The organism is Nonomuraea sp. 3N208 (assembly GCF_052245935.1).
Taxonomy (GTDB): Bacteria; Actinomycetota; Actinomycetes; order Streptosporangiales; family Streptosporangiaceae; genus Nonomuraea.
Genome location: NZ_JBQQBR010000013.1, coordinates 87350 through 103325 on the forward strand (window position 1 = coordinate 87350; position 15976 = coordinate 103325).

Annotated in this window: 15 protein-coding genes; 10 read left to right on the plus strand and 5 right to left on the minus strand. The window is 69.3% G+C overall.

Going from position 1 to position 15976, the window contains the following annotated elements; genetic code table 11:
• Positions 1 to 44 precede the first annotated feature (44 nt).
• Positions 45 to 1067 (plus strand): PLP-dependent cysteine synthase family protein, encoded by a 1023-nt coding sequence (locus tag ACTWPT_RS21055; RefSeq protein WP_443179118.1) that lies wholly within the window; start codon positions 45 to 47, stop codon positions 1065 to 1067.
• Here ACTWPT_RS21055 and ACTWPT_RS21060 read toward each other — a convergent pair.
• Entirely contained in the window at positions 1064 to 1807 is a 744-nt protein-coding gene (locus ACTWPT_RS21060; protein ID WP_443179119.1) for an N-acetyltransferase, read from the minus strand. The genes ACTWPT_RS21055 and ACTWPT_RS21060 overlap by 4 nt on opposite strands.
• Positions 1808 to 1884: 77 nt before the next feature.
• Here ACTWPT_RS21060 and ACTWPT_RS21065 point away from each other — a divergent pair, with 77 nt between their 5' ends.
• Together ACTWPT_RS21065 and ACTWPT_RS21070 are read left to right on the plus strand one after the other, a co-directional pair.
• Positions 1885 to 3393 (plus strand): DUF885 family protein, encoded by a 1509-nt coding sequence (locus tag ACTWPT_RS21065; RefSeq protein ID WP_443179120.1) that lies wholly within the window; start codon positions 1885 to 1887, stop codon positions 3391 to 3393.
• 10 nt (positions 3394 to 3403) lie between these two features.
• Positions 3404 to 4225 carry an SDR family NAD(P)-dependent oxidoreductase gene (locus ACTWPT_RS21070; protein WP_443179121.1) on the plus strand — a complete coding sequence of 274 codons (822 nt, stop codon included), beginning with the start codon at positions 3404 to 3406 and terminating at the stop codon, positions 4223 to 4225.
• Positions 4226 to 4265: 40 nt separating this feature from the next.
• On the opposite strand, the gene ACTWPT_RS21075 is transcribed toward ACTWPT_RS21070, so the two are convergent.
• A complete protein-coding gene (locus ACTWPT_RS21075; RefSeq protein ID WP_443179122.1) occupies positions 4266 to 5276 on the minus strand; it encodes a hypothetical protein in 1011 nt (336 codons plus the stop codon).
• A 96-nt stretch (positions 5277 to 5372) separates the two neighbouring features.
• Here ACTWPT_RS21075 and guaA point away from each other — a divergent pair, with 96 nt between their 5' ends.
• From guaA to ACTWPT_RS21095, 4 genes are all read left to right on the plus strand, one after another.
• Positions 5373 to 6920: a glutamine-hydrolyzing GMP synthase gene (guaA, locus tag ACTWPT_RS21080; protein ID WP_443179123.1), complete on the plus strand. Its 1548-nt coding sequence runs from the start codon at positions 5373 to 5375 to the stop codon at positions 6918 to 6920.
• Positions 6921 to 7020: 100 nt separating this feature from the next.
• The gene (locus ACTWPT_RS21085; protein WP_443179124.1) at positions 7021 to 7623 is read left to right on the plus strand and encodes a type IV toxin-antitoxin system AbiEi family antitoxin domain-containing protein; all 603 of its coding nucleotides are present in this window, start codon (positions 7021 to 7023) and stop codon (positions 7621 to 7623) included.
• A gap of 128 nt (positions 7624 to 7751) precedes the next feature.
• Positions 7752 to 8489 carry a nucleotidyl transferase AbiEii/AbiGii toxin family protein gene (locus tag ACTWPT_RS21090; RefSeq protein ID WP_443179125.1) on the plus strand — a complete coding sequence of 246 codons (738 nt, stop codon included), beginning with the start codon at positions 7752 to 7754 and terminating at the stop codon, positions 8487 to 8489.
• Between the two features lie 29 nt (positions 8490 to 8518).
• Positions 8519 to 8677, plus strand: a complete 159-nt coding sequence (locus ACTWPT_RS21095) for a GMP synthase (glutamine-hydrolyzing) (RefSeq protein ID WP_443179126.1) — start codon at positions 8519 to 8521, stop codon at positions 8675 to 8677.
• A gap of 450 nt (positions 8678 to 9127) precedes the next feature.
• On the opposite strand, the gene ACTWPT_RS21100 is transcribed toward ACTWPT_RS21095, so the two are convergent.
• Entirely contained in the window at positions 9128 to 10411 is a 1284-nt protein-coding gene (locus tag ACTWPT_RS21100; RefSeq protein ID WP_443179127.1) for a DUF1996 domain-containing protein, read from the minus strand.
• Positions 10412 to 10617: 206 nt separating this feature from the next.
• On the opposite strand from ACTWPT_RS21100, the gene ACTWPT_RS21105 reads away from it, so the two are divergent.
• The 3 genes from ACTWPT_RS21105 to ACTWPT_RS21115 all read left to right on the plus strand — a co-directional run bounded on the left by ACTWPT_RS21105 (position 10618) and on the right by ACTWPT_RS21115 (position 13436).
• Complete coding sequence (locus ACTWPT_RS21105; RefSeq protein ID WP_443179128.1) at positions 10618 to 11538, plus strand: CHRD domain-containing protein; 921 nt, start codon at positions 10618 to 10620, stop codon at positions 11536 to 11538.
• A gap of 202 nt (positions 11539 to 11740) precedes the next feature.
• Entirely contained in the window at positions 11741 to 12322 is a 582-nt protein-coding gene (locus ACTWPT_RS21110; RefSeq protein ID WP_443179129.1) for a TetR/AcrR family transcriptional regulator, read from the plus strand.
• Complete coding sequence (locus tag ACTWPT_RS21115; RefSeq protein WP_443179130.1) at positions 12306 to 13436, plus strand: alpha/beta hydrolase family protein; 1131 nt, start codon at positions 12306 to 12308, stop codon at positions 13434 to 13436. Before ACTWPT_RS21110 ends, ACTWPT_RS21115 begins: the two co-directional genes overlap by 17 nt.
• Before the next feature lie 266 nt (positions 13437 to 13702).
• Here the strand turns inward: ACTWPT_RS21115 and ACTWPT_RS21120 are convergent, their stop codons facing one another.
• Positions 13703 to 15271: a hypothetical protein gene (locus ACTWPT_RS21120; protein WP_443179131.1), complete on the minus strand. Its 1569-nt coding sequence runs from the start codon at positions 15269 to 15271 to the stop codon at positions 13703 to 13705.
• 28 nt (positions 15272 to 15299) lie between these two features.
• Complete coding sequence (locus ACTWPT_RS21125; protein ID WP_443179132.1) at positions 15300 to 15971, minus strand: polysaccharide deacetylase family protein; 672 nt, start codon at positions 15969 to 15971, stop codon at positions 15300 to 15302.
• Positions 15972 to 15976: the final 5 nt, after the last annotated feature.

Sequence of the window (15976 nt, forward strand, 5' to 3'; positions counted from 1 at the left end):
GAACGGGCGCTGTCTTCCTGATCAACGCCTGGCAGGGTGGAGCGGTGAGCTGGAACGCGCGAGCGCTGGACGTCCTGGCGGCCGGGCCGCCGACCCCGTTGATCGACTTCCCGGTGCCGGCGCCCGGGATCAGGCTGCTGTTGAAGGACGAGTCCGCGCAGCCGACAGGGAGCCTGCGGCACCGGCATGCCAGGGCGTTGTTCCGGCAGGCCATCCTCGATGGGCTGGTCGTCGAGGGCACGACCGTGGTGGAGGCGACGGGCGGGAATGCCGCTGTGGCGCAGGCGTGGTTCGCGCAGCGGCTCGGGTTGCCGTACGTCGTGGTCATGCCGGGCGAGCGCAGCGAGGCGCGGGCGCGGGCGGTGGAGGCGCTGGGCGGGGAGTGCAGGTTCGTGACGCCGCCGTTGGCGATCTACGAGGCGGCCCGGGAGATCGACGGGCACTTCCTCGACCAGTTCGGGCGGGCGGCGCAGCACGACCTGGCGGAGGAGCTCTTCAACCAGGTGCGGCCGGACTGGGTGGTGACGGGAGCCTCCACAGGCGCGACCTCCGCCACCCTCGGCCACTGGCTACGCTCCCACCGCCCAGCCGACACTCCTGCCCCGAGCACCGCCGCCGACGGCACGGGACGCCGGTGCCGGGTGGCGGGGGCGGATCCGGAGAACTCGGCGTATTTTCCCGGCTGGACTCTCGACACCCCCGACTACTCGACCGGCATGCCCTCGCGCATCGAAGGCATCGGCCGGCCGCGCATCGAGCCCGGCTTCCGCCCCGACCTCGTCGATCTGGTCATCCCCGTGCCGGACGCGGCGAGCGTGGCGGCGGCCAGGCATATCAGGGAGGTGACTGGGCTGCCGGTGGGCGGCTCCTCGGGCACCGCGCTCTGGGCGGCACTGGAACTGGTCGCACGCATGCGCGCCAGAGGCGAGACCGGCACCGTGGTCTCGCTGATCGGCGACGCCGCCGACCGGCATCTGGCGACGTACCACGATGACGAGTGGGCCGCAGGGAAGGGCCTGGACGTCGGCCCCCACCTGGCCGAGCTGCGCCGCCGTACGGCCGTTTAGTCCAACGGGTGGCTGACCCAGACGTTCGGCTCCACGTAAACGGCGTGGTCGTGCTCCACTGAGCAGTGCACCAGGCTCAGCGCGCCCGGCACCTCGACGGTGCCCGTGCGGTCGAACGGCAGGCCGGACCATGTCCGCCACTCCGCCGGCGTGCCCGCGACCACCATCGACCGCGGCGCCACCTTGACGATCTTGCCACCCGCGCGTACGTGCACCCGCAACCACGCGTCGTACGGCAGGCCGTCGTCGCGGGTGCGGTAGGCGTACTCGCTCATCGGGGTGTGCGGTTCGAGATGCTTCATGTTGGGCCGGACCGGCGCGACCAGCTCGCTGAAGCCGTGGCGGGCGGCACGGTCGCGCATCGCCGCCAGCATCATCGACGACAGGCCCTTGCCCTGCAGGTCGCGGCGGACAGTGATCTCCAGGGCCGAGACGGCGTCGGTCCGTGTGCCGCGTCCGCGGGCCAGCCAGCCTCGCCGGATCACGCCGTCCCAGCCGTCGTCGGGCGGCTCGCCCCCGTCCGCCCGGTATGGGATCATGCAGGCCCTGGCCACCAGCCGGCCGGGCTCGGCGTCGTCGTCCGCGACGAGCACGTACTCGGGATAGATCGTTTCGGCGAACGGGTAGAACAGGTCGGCGATCGGGTCCTGGAACATGAACTCGGGCCAGGTGTGGTCCATGTTCCACAGCGCCGACCCGAGCTCCGGGCGCTCGGCGAGGGTCGTGATCTGGAGAGCCATGACGATCATTCTCACATCACGATTTGCCGGTATGCCCGTGATTTATCGCCGCATTACCGTGCGCTAGCGTCGGCGCCATGACGGAACTTGACCCCAGGCTGAAGGCTGTCATCGACCTCATGGTGGCCGAGGCACGCGAGGGCGGCGGCAGGCACGAGTACGACGGCCGGATCCAGGACCTGTCGCCTGACGGCGTACGGGCCGGGCTGGCGCGGCTCGGCGAGGGGGCCGCGCCGGCCGACCCGCACGACGCCGAGCACCTGAAGGTGTTCGAGGAGAGCCTGCGTTTTCAGCTCGGGGAGCTGCAGCTGCACCGCAAGAACCCCATGGCGCACCTGTCGAACCTGGACCTCGCCTGCTACGACCGCGACTACGGCCCCGAGGCGGAGCGCGCCGCGGCGAAGGCGGCACACCTCGCGCACTGGCCGGACGCCGTGGACGGCGCGATCGCCGCGCTCGACCAGATGAGCGCGCCGGTCGCGAAGTCCCTGATGGGCGCGGCCAGAGGGCTCGCTGCCGGGGTCAGGGATGAGTCCGCGTTGACGGCGCACGGCAGGCTCATGGCCCACATGGAACGTGCCGCGGCCGAGGGCGACCCCGACGCCTCGCTCGGCGGCGACGCGCTGGCCAGGCTCATGGGCACGGCCGAGGGCCTGCCGGTGGATCTGGGCCGGCTGGCCGAGCGGGCCGACGCCGAGCGCGACCGGCTCATGGGGCTGCTCGCCGAGTCCTGCGCGCGGCTGGGGCGTTCCGGGCCGCCGCTGGACGTCGTACGTGAGCTGGTCAGGGACCACCCCGACGCGGACGGCGTGATCGAGGCGGCCAGGGCGGGCACCGAGAAGGCCATCGCGTTCACCCGCGAGAAGGACCTCGTGCCCTACCACGACGGGGAATGCCTGGTCGGGCCGGCGCCCGAGTCGCGCCGATGGGCCATGGCGATGATGGCCTGGAACTCGCCCGGCGAGCCAGAGGGCCCGTCCTGGTACCACATCACCCCGCCCGACCCTTCCTGGCCCGAGCAGGACCAGGAGGAATGGCTGGAGGTCTTCAGCCACACGACGTTGCCGGCGATCAACGTACACGAGGTGGCGCCTGGGCACTTCTCGCACGCCCGAGCGCTGCGCCGGGCCCCGTCGGAGGTGCGGCGGCTGCTGCAGTCGGTGTCGTTCATCGAGGGGTGGGCGCACTATGCGGAGGAGCTGTGCGTCGAGGAGGGGTTCGAGGCCGGCGATCCGCGCTTCGAGATCGGCGTGTGGGTGGAGGCGCTCATCCGTGTCACCCGGCTAGCCTGCGCGATCGGCGTGCACACCGGGCAGATGACGGTCGAGGAAGGCGCCAGGCGCTTCGAGTCGGACACGCACCTGGCCGGCCCGGCGGCGCTGGCGGAGGCCAGACGGGCCACGTTCGACCCGACGTACGGCCGCTACACGTGGGGCAAGCTACTCATCCTCGACCTGCGGGAGCAGGCACGCAACGACTGGGGACGGGCAAGGAGGCCCTCCGCGGGCTTCACCGTGCAGCGCTTCCACAAGGCGCTGCTGGATCTCGGCTCGCCGCCCCTGGGACTGATCGGCGCGATCCTGTAGCGTCGATCACGTGCGCGAGCTCGTTGGCAAGGTTGCGGTAGTGACGGGCGCGGCCAGCGGCATCGGCCGGGCCCTGGCGCTGCGATTAGCGGCCGAGGGCATGACGCTGATGCTGGCCGACGTCGACCACGGCGGGCTCGCGCAGACGGCCGCGCTGGCCGGGGACGGCAAGGTGCTCACCCAGATCACCGACGTCTCCGACGCGGCCGCCGTCGCCCACCTGGCCAATCGCTGCTTCGGCGAGCTCGGGGCCGTGCACGTGCTCTGCAACAACGCCGGCGTCTACCAGGGCGGCCACATATGGACCCGCAGCGAGGAGGACTTCGCCTGGCTGCTTGGCGTCAATCTGTGGGGTGTGCTGCACGCCGTCCACGCGTTCGTGCCGCGCATGATCGAGCAGGACACCGAGGGGCACATCGTGAACACGGTGTCGGTGGCGGGGTTGTTCGCCGTCCCCGGGTCCGGCGGGTACGCGGTCAGCAAGCACGCCGCCCTGGCCGCCTCCCAGGCGCTCGCCCAGGACCTGGCCGCCGTGGGGGCCAAGCTCCGCGTGACCGCGCTCTGCCCGGGCGCGGTCAGGACGCGGATCGCCGAGTCGGCACGCGTACGTCCTCCCGGTCTGGTCAGCACCCCCACCCGGGACGAGGTGGACGCGCTCGACCAGGTCGGCAGGGGCGCGGCGGGCGGCATTGAGCCGTCCCAGGTGGCCGACCTGGCTGTGGAGGCGATTCGCGAGGAGCGGTTCCTGGTCCTGACCGACCCCAAATACGCCGCCAGGCTGCGCCTGCAGACCGAGACCCTGCTGACCGGAAACCTGCCGTCCTACCGGTGATGAGCTGACCGGTTGAGGCGCTGATCGAGAATCCGGGCTCCTACCAGTGACGCTCGTGGGCCAGGACCCTGACCACGGTGCCGCTGCGCGGCTTGACCACCACCCGTACCAAATCGCCCGGCAGCACGTCGTGGTAGACGCTCTGCTCCACGCGGAACGCCGTGGCCTTCTCGGAACTGCCGTCGTGCAGCGCGATGTAGTAGTCGCGCCGCGACCCGTGCTCGCCGCTCGACTCGACGTTGACCCACCGCTTGACGACGTGGCCGGCGACCTCCTGCCGCTTGGGACCCGGCCTGGTGTTGCCGGCCGGCTCGATCTCCACGCCGCGCCAGCCGCTGCCCGTGAAGATCCACTCCTGCCGCGGGTTCAGCGGCGCGGCCTCCGGCCCGGCCAGCTCCCGGCCGCGCGCGGTGGTCAGGAATCCTCGCCCGCCCATGAGCAGGCTCACTCCCGCCACGAACGACACCATCGTCGCGATCCCCCCAAGCCACGACACCCCGGACCTGGAGACGGTGACGTACCAGGGGACGACGAGCGCGGCCGCCAGGAGCACCGGCACGATCATGGTGGGCCAGCGTCGCCGCGCCAGGCCGAGATCGATCGCACACTGCCGGACCAGCGGCATGAACTCTCTCTCCAGGTCGGCGCCGTCGGGCATGAGCGCGATGACGGGCGCGTGCGGCGCCCCCGCCATCCGGGCGGCCACCCGTTCCAGCACCCACTGCTCGTACGGCAGCAGCGGCTCCCGCCGAGGAGGCGCGCCCGCTTCACTCGTCGTTGGCTCGTCCCTTGCTCTCTCCTCGCGAGCTCCTGCGCTCCAGAGAGAGAGTCGGTCGCCCTCGACCGTCGCCCACCCGCGCCCGGCCAGCTCGAACAGCGCCGAATGGAACACCTCCTGCGCCCGCATGCCACGCAGGAGCTCCACCACGGGCTGAGGCGCGTCCCGCGCAGGGGGCGCCTGCGGTGGCCGCTCGCGGCTGGACACCTTGAAGGCGGCGGCCAGCGCGGCGACCCACAGGGCCCACGCGGCAGCCGGCCAGACAAGATCCATTGTTCTGTGTTAGCACGAGTCTCCCCGGCAGGCCAGGCGCAATATTCAGGGCCGATAGACTGTGGGTACCGCATTCGCCTTTGGGGGGTTCTCACGGTGTCTGAATTCGACACAGTGCTGGTGGTCGACTTCGGCGCGCAGTACGCGCAGCTCATCGCCAGGCGGGTGCGCGAGTGCCACGTCTACTCCGAGATCGTTCCGTCGACGATGCCCGTCGAGGAGATGGTGGCCAAGAATCCCAAGGCCATCATCCTGTCCGGCGGGCCCTCCTCGGTCTATGCCGAGGGCGCGCCGCCCGTCCCGCATGGGTTGTTCGAGACGGGGGTGCCCACGTTCGGCATCTGCTACGGCTTCCAGGCCATGGCGCAGGCGCTCGGTGGCACGGTGGCCCGCACGGGCGTCGCCGAATATGGCGGCACCTCGCTCGAAGTGCTCGACGAGGGCATCATCTTCGCGGGCCTGCCGGCCAGCCAGAAGGTTTGGATGTCGCACGGCGACAGCGTCGCCGCCGCGCCCGAGGGTTTCCGGGTGACCGCCTCGACGCGCGAGACCCCGGTCGCCGCTTTCGAGCACGCCGAGCGCGGCCTCTACGGGGTGCAGTTCCACCCCGAGGTCCTGCACTCCGAGCACGGCCAGGTGGTGCTCAAGCACTTCCTCGACGCGGCCGGCTGCCGCCCGACCTGGACGATGCTCAACATCGTCGAGGAATCCGTCGAGACCGTACGCCGCCAGGTCGGCGACGGCCGCGCCATCTGCGCGCTGTCGGGCGGCGTGGACTCCGCGGTGGCCGCCGCGATCGTGCAGCGGGCCATAGGCGACCGCCTGACCTGTGTCTTCGTCGACCACGGCCTGCTGCGCAAGGGCGAGGCCGAGCAGGTCGAACGCGACTTCGTGGCCGCCACCGGCGTCAAGCTGCGTGTGGTGGACGCCTCCGACCGCTTCCTCAAGGCGCTGGACGGCGTCACCGACCCCGAGGAGAAGCGGAAGATCATCGGCCGCGAGTTCATTCGCGTCTTCGAGGACGAGCAGCGCGCCATCATGGCCGACGGCCCCGTGGAGTTCCTGGTCCAGGGCACGCTCTACCCCGACGTGGTCGAGTCCGGCGGCGGCACCGGCACCGCCAACATCAAGTCACACCACAACGTCGGCGGCCTGCCGGAGGACCTGCAGTTCAAGCTGGTTGAGCCGCTGCGCGCGCTGTTCAAGGACGAGGTGCGCCGGGCGGGCGAGGAGCTCGGCCTGCCCGCCGCCATGGTCTGGCGCCAGCCGTTCCCCGGTCCCGGCCTCGGCATCCGCATCGTCGGCGAGGTGACCCGCGAACGCCTGGCCCTGCTGCGGGAGGCCGACGCGATCGCCCGCGAGGAGCTCTCGCGGGCCGGCCTCGACCGCCAGATCTGGCAGTGCCCGGTGGTGCTGCTGGCCGACGTACGGTCGGTGGGCGTGCAGGGGGACGGGCGCACGTACGGCCACCCGGTGGTGCTGCGGCCGGTCACCTCGGAGGACGCGATGACGGCGGACTGGGCGCGGGTGCCGTACGACGTGTTGTCCCGCATCTCTACCCGGATCACCAACGAGGTCCGGGAGATCAACCGGGTCGTGGTGGACGTGACGAGCAAGCCCCCGGGCACCATCGAGTGGGAGTGACGTAAGCCGAGCTCTCGACCCTCAAACTACAAGAAATTTTTAGTTTGGCGTGATTCCTTACGTCAAACTAAAAATTTCTTGTAGGAGTAAGGTGGACTCTGTGGGATCAAGTGAAGATACGCGCCGTGCGCGGCTCTGGCGACGCGCAGCCCATCAGCGTGGCTACTTCACCGCAGCCCAGGCCATCGAGGACGGCTATACCTACCAAGCGCAGCACTACCACGTCGACACCGGTAAATGGGTGCGCGTCGATCGCGGCGTCTATCGCCTCCGTGAGTTCGGCGATCTCCCTGCCGGCGAACATGACCATCTCGTCCGCTGGGCACTGTGGAGCCAGGGAGATGGGGTGATCTCTCATATCACCGCGCTTGCCATCCATGATCTGGGTATCGCCAATGCTGCTCGGATCCATCTGACCGTCCCGCCTGGTTTCCGCCGACAGCACCCATCGATAGCTCTCCATCGCACGGAACTGGCGCCTGACGAGGTGGAAGAGCACGAGGGATTTCGTGTGACGCGACCCGCACGAGCCATCGCGGAGTCCGCTGCGGAGGGCGTTGACCAGGACGTGATCGACTCGGCTGTTGCTGAACTGCTCGATCGCGGCGTCGCTACCAAGGGACAACTTCTGAGGGCTGCGCAGCGGGTCGGCTCCCGGGCCGAGCTCGCGGTGGAGCGGGCCATCCACAGGGAGCTCACGTGAGGCGCTATACGAGCCCGGTCGATCTTCGGCGAGCCTTGTAAGCACGACTCAAGTGCCAGGCCGACGAGAACGGCGCCGATCTCAGCCGCCTGCGAAGGATCGCGGTCTTCGATCGGATCTCCGCCAGGTTGTCCGTCGTCGAAGATCGCTGGGTGCTCAAGGGCGGCACCTCCCTGGAATTTCGCCTGGACGGCAGAGCGCGGGCCACCAAGGACCTCGATCTGGCACTTCGGGATGGCCCATGTGATGGTGCGGGCCTGCGCGAAGAGCTGATCGATACTCTGGCAAACGATGTTGACCAGGATGGCTTTGTCTTCTCCGTTGGGCGGCCCGCCGCGTTGGACGCTGATGCGGCCGGACGACCCGGCTGGCGGTTCTCCGTTGACAGCGCCCTCGCAGGCAAGACCTTCGCCCAGATCCGACTGGACATTGTGCTGCGGGACGAGGAGTTGGCGTCCACCGAACGCATCCTGCTACCAGGCGTGCTGGCATTCGCCAATGTGCCAGCACGCCTGATGGAGTCGGTCGACCGCCGTCAGCATTTCGCCGAGAAGTTGCACGCTCTCACCCGAGACTATGGTTCTCGGCCTAACACCAGGATCAAGGATCTCGTCGATCTGATCTTGTTGATCGAGGACGGTCTCCTGGCCGACAGCGGCCTGCTGCTGGTGATGCGCCACGTTTTCGCGGTACGGGCCACTCACTCGGTCCCCGGAGGCATCCCCGATCCACCCCCAGTCTGGGAATCTGACTATCCGAGGCTCGCAGAGGGTGTCACCTATGCGAGCCCTGACCTCTCCAGTGCACTCGACCTCCTGCGTGCTTTCTGGGCACGGACACAGGGCTCGGATGGAATGGTTCGGTGACTGTTGAATCTCCGACTCGTCGAGTGCGAGTGACGTCATCAGGCCAGGATGAGTGCGCCGAGGACGAGAACCGAGCCGCCCATCTCAACGAGGTCCGGGAGATCAACCGGGTCGTGGTTGACGTGACGAGCAAGCCCCCGGGCAACATCGAGGGGAGTGACTACCGTTGGATTGACCACAGCACGTGAAGCCGTAGCCGTTGCCGTCCTAACAGTAGGCGGTGTGCCGTACGAGGGCGCGTACGAACACATCCCAGACCTGCCGCGGAAGGCCGTGTCCGGCACCCTCCAGGATCAGCAACTCGGCGTGGGGGATCGCGTCGCAAAGGGCAGGCCGGCGAATCCGTCGCCTCGCGCGTATGGATCTCATCGGCGCGACCATCTGGGCCGTCTTTCTGATCGCACTGGTCGTTTCCGTCGTCGCCCGGGTTCGTGGGCGCACCGTGCTGGGGTTCGACGTCCACCGGCCGGACGATCCACCACCACCGCGCCCTGCTCCGCTCCGCCGCCGCCCGCCGGCGAGCAGCACCAGCCGACGTGCACACCTGATCGAGACCACGATCAGCGGGGTGCCACGCCCTGACGGCCGGGCTCGCCGAACGAGGGCGAGCTCCGGCCGTCGGCAGGCCGTCTACGCGGTCAGCATTTCTTGTCGCTGTTGATGCACTGGACGACCTTGTTCATGAGCTGTTCCGACATCACGACGATGGCGCCGGCGTGGTCGGTGTTCGGGCTGTTCCCTTCGCTGGCGAAGCTGTCCACGGCGAACGGGACGTCCGTGCCCTCGGGCTCGGTGTTGGGGACCTCGTCGTACGTCAGCGTCAGGCGCAGTTGCGGCACGGCCTCGGTGCCGCTCGGGCAGGCGCCGTCCTCGTCGGGGAAGGTGAGGTGCGTGCGGTGGTCGGCGCTGTCGATGTTCTCGCCGTCCCAGCAACTCGGCATGTCGAAGACGCGGACCAGGTCGCTGCCGGAGGGGCAGATCGGGTACTTGTCGGTGAGGAGGTCCGTGAAGCCCGTACAGGTCCACGTCGGGCGGGCTTCGGCGCCGCCGTTGGTCGCCGCTCTGGCGTCGCCGGCGAGCATCCTGAGGAACTGCGGCGGCGCGGTGACCTCGGAGGTCGGGTTGCCGCGGTACTCCAGCCGCACCGAGGACGGCTGTACGGCCGTGCCGGCGTTCCCGTCTGTTTCGGCTGCGAGTACGCGCAAGGTCGGCCAGAAGTAGGCCGACTGGTCGGCTTGGTTGCGGCAGGTGGTGTCCGCGTCGGCCATGCTCTCGTTGGTGGAGAGGGCGTCGGTGGACATGTTGCCGATGTACTCGTACTGAGCTTGGGTTCCGTTGCTGACGCCCGGAGCCGTGATGACGTTGTCGTTGTTGCTGTGATCTTCACTGCTCGTGCCGCATGGGGATACGAACGTGCCGGTCGAGGCGTTCTCGCCCGCCTCCGGCTGCTCGGCGGCCGGAACCTCCTGGATGTCGACGAAGTTTGCGGCCGACAGCGTGGCGCTCCCCGCATTGCCGAGTGTGCAGGTGGCCAGGTTGTCGAGGCCGGTGGGGCGTTGGGCGGTGCGGCCGATGGCGATGGCGATGCGGTCGATGGTGGCGCCTCGTTTGGAGGCGAGGGGGCCGAGGATGGCGTTCTGGACGAAGTTGGGGCCTCCTTGGCCGATGGAGCGGGCGAGGCGGTCGTTGGCTTCTTGGAGTTGTTTGTCCAGGAGGGCGAGGTTGCGGTCGACCTCGGCCTGGGCGGTGGCTGGGATTTCGGGGAGCTTGTCCGTGACGTTTGGGCAGACGATGGTCTGTGCTGCGACCGTGCCGGCGTGCGCGAATGCCGGGGAGCCCGACAGGGCGAGCGCGATGCTCCCGCCCAGGCAAACGGCCCCCAACCACGGTCTGAATCGTCTTCCCCCCGATGGAATCCGCATGCGACCCCTCCTTCCGGTATCGGGATAGTCCGATCTTCGAGAGGTACGGGGCCGCAATCCGAAGGGTTCATCCGGCGGTGGCCGGGCTCGAATGCGTATTTGTCCACATTCGCTGATTGAACCCAGCGGATGACGCGGGGCGTACCACCCTGCGTCACCTCCGCTATGGGGGGCTTCACCTATTGAGGCCTCTGAAAGGGTCGATCATGACGAAGCGCATCCTCACCGTCCCCGGCCTCGCGCTCGCCACCGCGTTGATCTCCACTGGACTGGTCTCCACCTCCTTCAGCCCCGCCGCCGCGCAGACCGCGTCGAACACCCCGATGTACTTCGCGGCGAAGCTCGTCGGCAAGAACGAAGTGCCCGCGCCGGGCACGAAGGTCGGTGACGGCAACGGCGGTGCGATCGCCGTGTTCCGCATCCACGGCCGCAGAGTCGACTACGCCATCCGCTGGCACAAGGTCGCCCCGCCGACCGGCTTCCATATTCATCGGGGCCACGCCGGCCAGAACGGCGACGTCCGGATCCCGTTCTTCGGCCAGGCGTTGCCCACCTCGCTCAGCGCCGTCAGGGGCACCGTCTACGTCAAGGACCTCGGGCTGCTCAACAGGATCATGCACAACCCCATGGGCTGGTACGCCAACCTGCACACCGGCGAGTTCCCCGGCGGCGCCGTACGCGCGCAGCTGCACCGGATCCGGCCGGTGGTGCTCGAGTCCGTGCTGGCCGTCGGGAATCGCACCACGCTCACCGCGGTGGCCGACGGCGACCAGGAGGTGCCGGCGCCCGGCATGAAGGTCGGCGACCCGGACGGGCGCGCCGCGTGGCTCGTCTGGGTGAAGGGCACCAAGGTGCACTTCGCCGCCGCCTGGAACCGGGTCGCCGCGCCGACCGCAGCCCACATCCACCGCGCGCCGAAGGGCAAGAACGGCCCCGTGGCGGTGCCGTTCTTCGCCGCCGAGAAGGGCCTGCCCGCCGGCGTCAACGGCGTGGCCGGCACGGCCACCGCTCCCGCCCAGGTGGCCTTCCGCATCAAGAACAACCCCAAGAACTGGTACGCCAACCTGCACAACGCCGAGTTCCCCGGCGGTGCGGTCCGCGGCCAGCTCTACAGGGGCGGCTGGTAGAGATCTACGGAACCTGACGCCGAGACGCCTCGCCGGTCAGGCCGGCGGGGTGTCGGCGCGCCTTCGGCGCCGCGTTCGCCGCGTGGAGCCTCGGGCAGGCGTCAGGGAGACCCAGGCGTGGCAAGCGCCGGCCGATCTCATGGAGGCGGAGCCCGCGCCAGAGGGTGTACGCCGTATACCTTCATGGTTTACTGTGTACACCGTGAGCATCTCCAACACGGCGGAGAAGATCGCCGACGCCGCGCAGGCCATTCTCGTGAGCGAGGGCGCCGCGGCCGTGACCATGCGGCGGGTGGCCGACATGGTCGGCGTGTCCCCGATGGCGACCTACAAGCACTACCCGAGTCGCCAGGCGCTCCTCGATGCGGTGGCCGAGCGGACTTTCCGGGAGCTGGCCCAGGGGTGGGGAGTCCGCGTCCCTGATGGCCCGTGGGAGGACCGGGCGCTCGGCCTCATGGAGGACTTCCTGGACTTCGCCCTGGGGCGGCCGCATTTGTACACCTTCCTCATGACCGATCGCCGGGAGTGGGCTCGGCGCTTCCCCGATGACTTCGAAGGCGGCGGGTCGCCGGCGTTCACCATGCTCGTCGTGGTGGTCGAGGAGGGCATGCGCGAGGGACTGTTGCGCAAGGACGATCCCCTGGAGGTGGCGCTGGCGCTGACGTCGTCCATCCAGGGACTCGTGCAGCTCTACCTCGGTGGCCGCATCGGCCTGGAGGAAGACGGGTTCCGCAGTCTGTGCGCCCGCACGGCGAGGAGGATTTTCGATGGCATCCGGGAATGAGCGGCGGCCCGGCTGGAAGCGGAGGGCGTGGGTCGCGGGCGTGGCGGTCCTCGTCATCCTGGTCGCGGCGACGGCGTCCGGGGCCTGGTTCGGCAGCGATCAGGCGATCGGGGTGGTTCGCTACGGCACGAGCAACACCAAGGTGCTCGCCGTGCAGGATGACCTGGTGACGTTGGAGCGGACGCCGCAGACCGGTAAGCCGGGCACGTACTGGCTGGAGTGGAGCGGCACCTACTCGATGCTCGGTGACGTCGTGTCCCATGCTCCGGGCCGGGTGACGCGCAAGGTGGTGCGCGGTCCAACCCCCTCTGTGGGCACTCCTGGCTACTTCGGCAACGTTCCCCCCGGCGATCCCGAGGTCGCCTGGGGGGTCGGCTACACCGAGATCATGGTGCCCACGGAGCTCGGGCCGGCGCCGGCCTGGTACGTACCCGGGGAGGGCGCGACCTGGGTCGTCGCCGTCCACGGGCAGAACGGGCGGCGCAAGGCGCAGCTGAAGATCCTTCCTGTCGTGCACCAGCTCGGGCTGCCCTTCCTGGACATCAGCTACCGCAACGACGAAGGGGCGCCGCCCTCGCCCGACGGGCTGCTGCACATGGGCGAGTCGGAGTGGCGAGACCTGGAGGCCGCCCTGCGCCAGGCGCAGACGATGGGGGCGCGGCGGTTCATTTTGTATGGCACCTCGATGGGCGGTCAGATCGTCGGGCAGTTCCTGGCCAGGTCACCGCTCGCGAACGTGGTCGACCGGGTCATCATGGACGCGCCCATGATCGACGTACGGATGACCGCGGAACAGGCCGTCAAGAACTACCACCTGCCCGCCTTCATGGCGGGGCTGTCGAACCAAGTCATCCAGTGGCGTACCGGGGTCGATCCGGACAGGCTCAGCCTTATCCGCCACCCGCCGAAGATCAGGCCGCCCCTCCTGCTGATCCACACCGTTCCCGACGCCGACCACCCGATCCAGGAAGCGCGCGACCTCGTCGCCGCCGGCCAGCACCTGGGCTGGAAGATCCAGTTCGAGCCGTTCGCGCAGGGCGAGCATACAGAGGCGTGGAACGTGGATCGCACCCGCTACGACCGGCTCGTGCGCGACTTCCTGTCCCCGGTCTAGCGATCTTTGGTCGGTGGCTCGTCTCCCCGGAGTCCGCAGGGCGTTTTCTGTGATGTTGGTGGAGCTCTCCCGCCCGGGTTTCCACCGGGCACTGCACCGACCGGTCAGCGCGGCGTCTTCGTGACTGTCCTCCGGCCGCTCGGCCGTCCGGCTGAGCGCCTTCCACCTGCGCGACTCGGTACGGCGGTGGCGCGCGACGAGATACGTGGCGATGCCGTGGAGTCACGGCCGAAGCCCCGCGATGCTTCACGCGGACGTCGTGGGCCTCATGGTTGCTCGCGCTCAGCAGGCTCAGCCGCAGGCCCGGTCCCGGTCCCGGTCCCGGTCTCCGCCTCCGCCTCCGCCTCCGTCGCGGGCTCGGGCGACGGCTCAGGCGAAGGTACGAGTTCGGGCTGTGGTGGCCGTACCGGGTGCCGGCCCCGTCGTACGAGCCGCACAACCAAAACGCCCACGCTCCTCAAGAGGAACGGCACCAGCAGCACCCCGACGAAGATCGGCGAGGCCATGTACCGGAAATCCTGCGCCGAGATGTTGGCCAGTACCGCCAGCTGCTGACCGGCCACCACGGCCGCCACCCCCACCACGTACCGGTTGCGTAACACCACCGCCCCCAGCGCAACGGCTAGGTACGACAGGTACGCCCACGACGCCCCCCGCCACAACGCCCAGTCGTACTCGGGCGCCAGCGAAGCCGTGAGCCAGCGATCGGCCACCTGGTTCAGCTCGGACGACAGCGGTCGCAGCGTGTAAACCTCGCGTCCGGGGAAATCCGGCACCTTGGTCGGCCCGACGTAGGTGTCGGCGGTGGGCCGGAGCGAGAAACGATACGTCGCCCCACCCGTCATCAACGGATCTTGCACAGGCTTCCACGCGATCGCCCCCCGGCAGAGGCGCGCGTCGACGATCAGCCGCGGCTCGCTGAGCAGCAGCCGTTTCCACAAGTCGAGCAGCTCGGTGGTGTGCGCGTCGGCCTGCTGCCAGCTGAAGTCGCCCCGCCAGATCAGCGGATTGATCGTGTAACAGGTCCCGCCCCACCACCACCGCTCCAGCGGCGCCACCGACGCCATCAGCGTCTTGTCCTGTGCGTTGAACAGGTCGGGCCGGTCCCGGTACGCCACCGCGATGTCCCCGAAGGCCGTGTGGTACACGTACGTCTTCGAGGGGGCGACGATGCCGAACTGGGGGAACACCAGGTTCGTGAGCACGAGCGGAAGCGCCGCCGCGACCGTGCCGGCGAGCAGCAGGCGTACCCGCATGGTCCTGACGATCAGCACGAGCACGACGACGGCCACGCCCACGACGAGGAAGCCGTTCGCGCGGAACAACCCCAGCGCCAGCATCAGCGCCCCGAGCCCGGCCAGCCCGGGCCAGGTGACCGCGCGCCGGGCCGCGAAGCGCGCGCACACCCCCGCGATCGCCACCGCGCAGATCGTGAACGGCACGTCTTTCCACAACGTGACCGCGAAGGCCCCCACGGGCGGCGCCAGCGGCATGAGCACCGCCACCGCAGTGGTGAGCGTACGCGGGGCGCCGAGCGCCTTCAGCGACTGGGCCAGGAACGTCAGCGCCCCCGCCATGGCCGTGGTCTGCGCGAACGTGGCCACGCCCAGGTCGCCGGTCGTCCGGAGACTCAGCCACAGCAGCGCGTCGTAGACCACGGAATGGTCGCTCACCCAGGGACCGGCGACGGTGTGGCTCAGGTAGAGGACCGAGTCGCGGCTGAACAGGCCGGGGTAGAAGGCCGCCCACCAGCACCCGAGCACCGCCTGGATGGCGAGGAAGGTGGCGAGGGCGGTCCACGGCTTGGGCTTGTCGAGGGTTGTGTCGCTCCCCATGTCTCCGATTCCGAGCTGCCGGAAGACTCTAGAAGTAGCTCACTCCGGACTTCGGGCCCTTGCCACGCAGCAGAGTCGGCACCGTGACGAGGTGGTAGCCGCGCTTCTTGAGCTCCTTGACGATGCCGGGCATGGCCTTCACGGTCGCCGGGACCGTGTCGTGCATGAGGATCACGCCGTTCCGCTGGGCCAGCCGGAGCACGGCCGCCTTGATCTTCTTGGCGTCCCGCAGCTGCCAGTCGAGCGTCGTGCCCGTCCACATGATCTGCGCGAGCTCCGTCTGATCGGCCAGTGCCAGCACCCGCTCGTCCGTGTGCCCGTACGGCGGGCGGAACATCACCGGCCGCCGCCCCGTGGCCTCCTGGATGATCTCCTGGGTGCTCGCGAGCTCCTCGGTGATCTCCTCGTCGAGGAGCGTCGGCAACGAGGCGTGCGAGTAGGTGTGGTTGCCGATCGCGTGCCCCTGCGCCACCGCCTGCGCGGCGATCTTCGGACGCTGCTCCACCCGTTTGCCGACCAGGAAAAAGGTCGCCTTCGCCCCCGCCTGCTTCAGCGTCTTGAGCAGGGCGGGCGTGGTCTCTCCCGGACCGTCGTCGAACGTCAGCGCCAGGCACTTCACCCGGGCGCAGTCGATCTGCGCGTGTGCCGCGGGCGCGGAGGTCAGGGCCAGCGAGGCTGCGAGTAAGGCGTGAATCACCACGAATG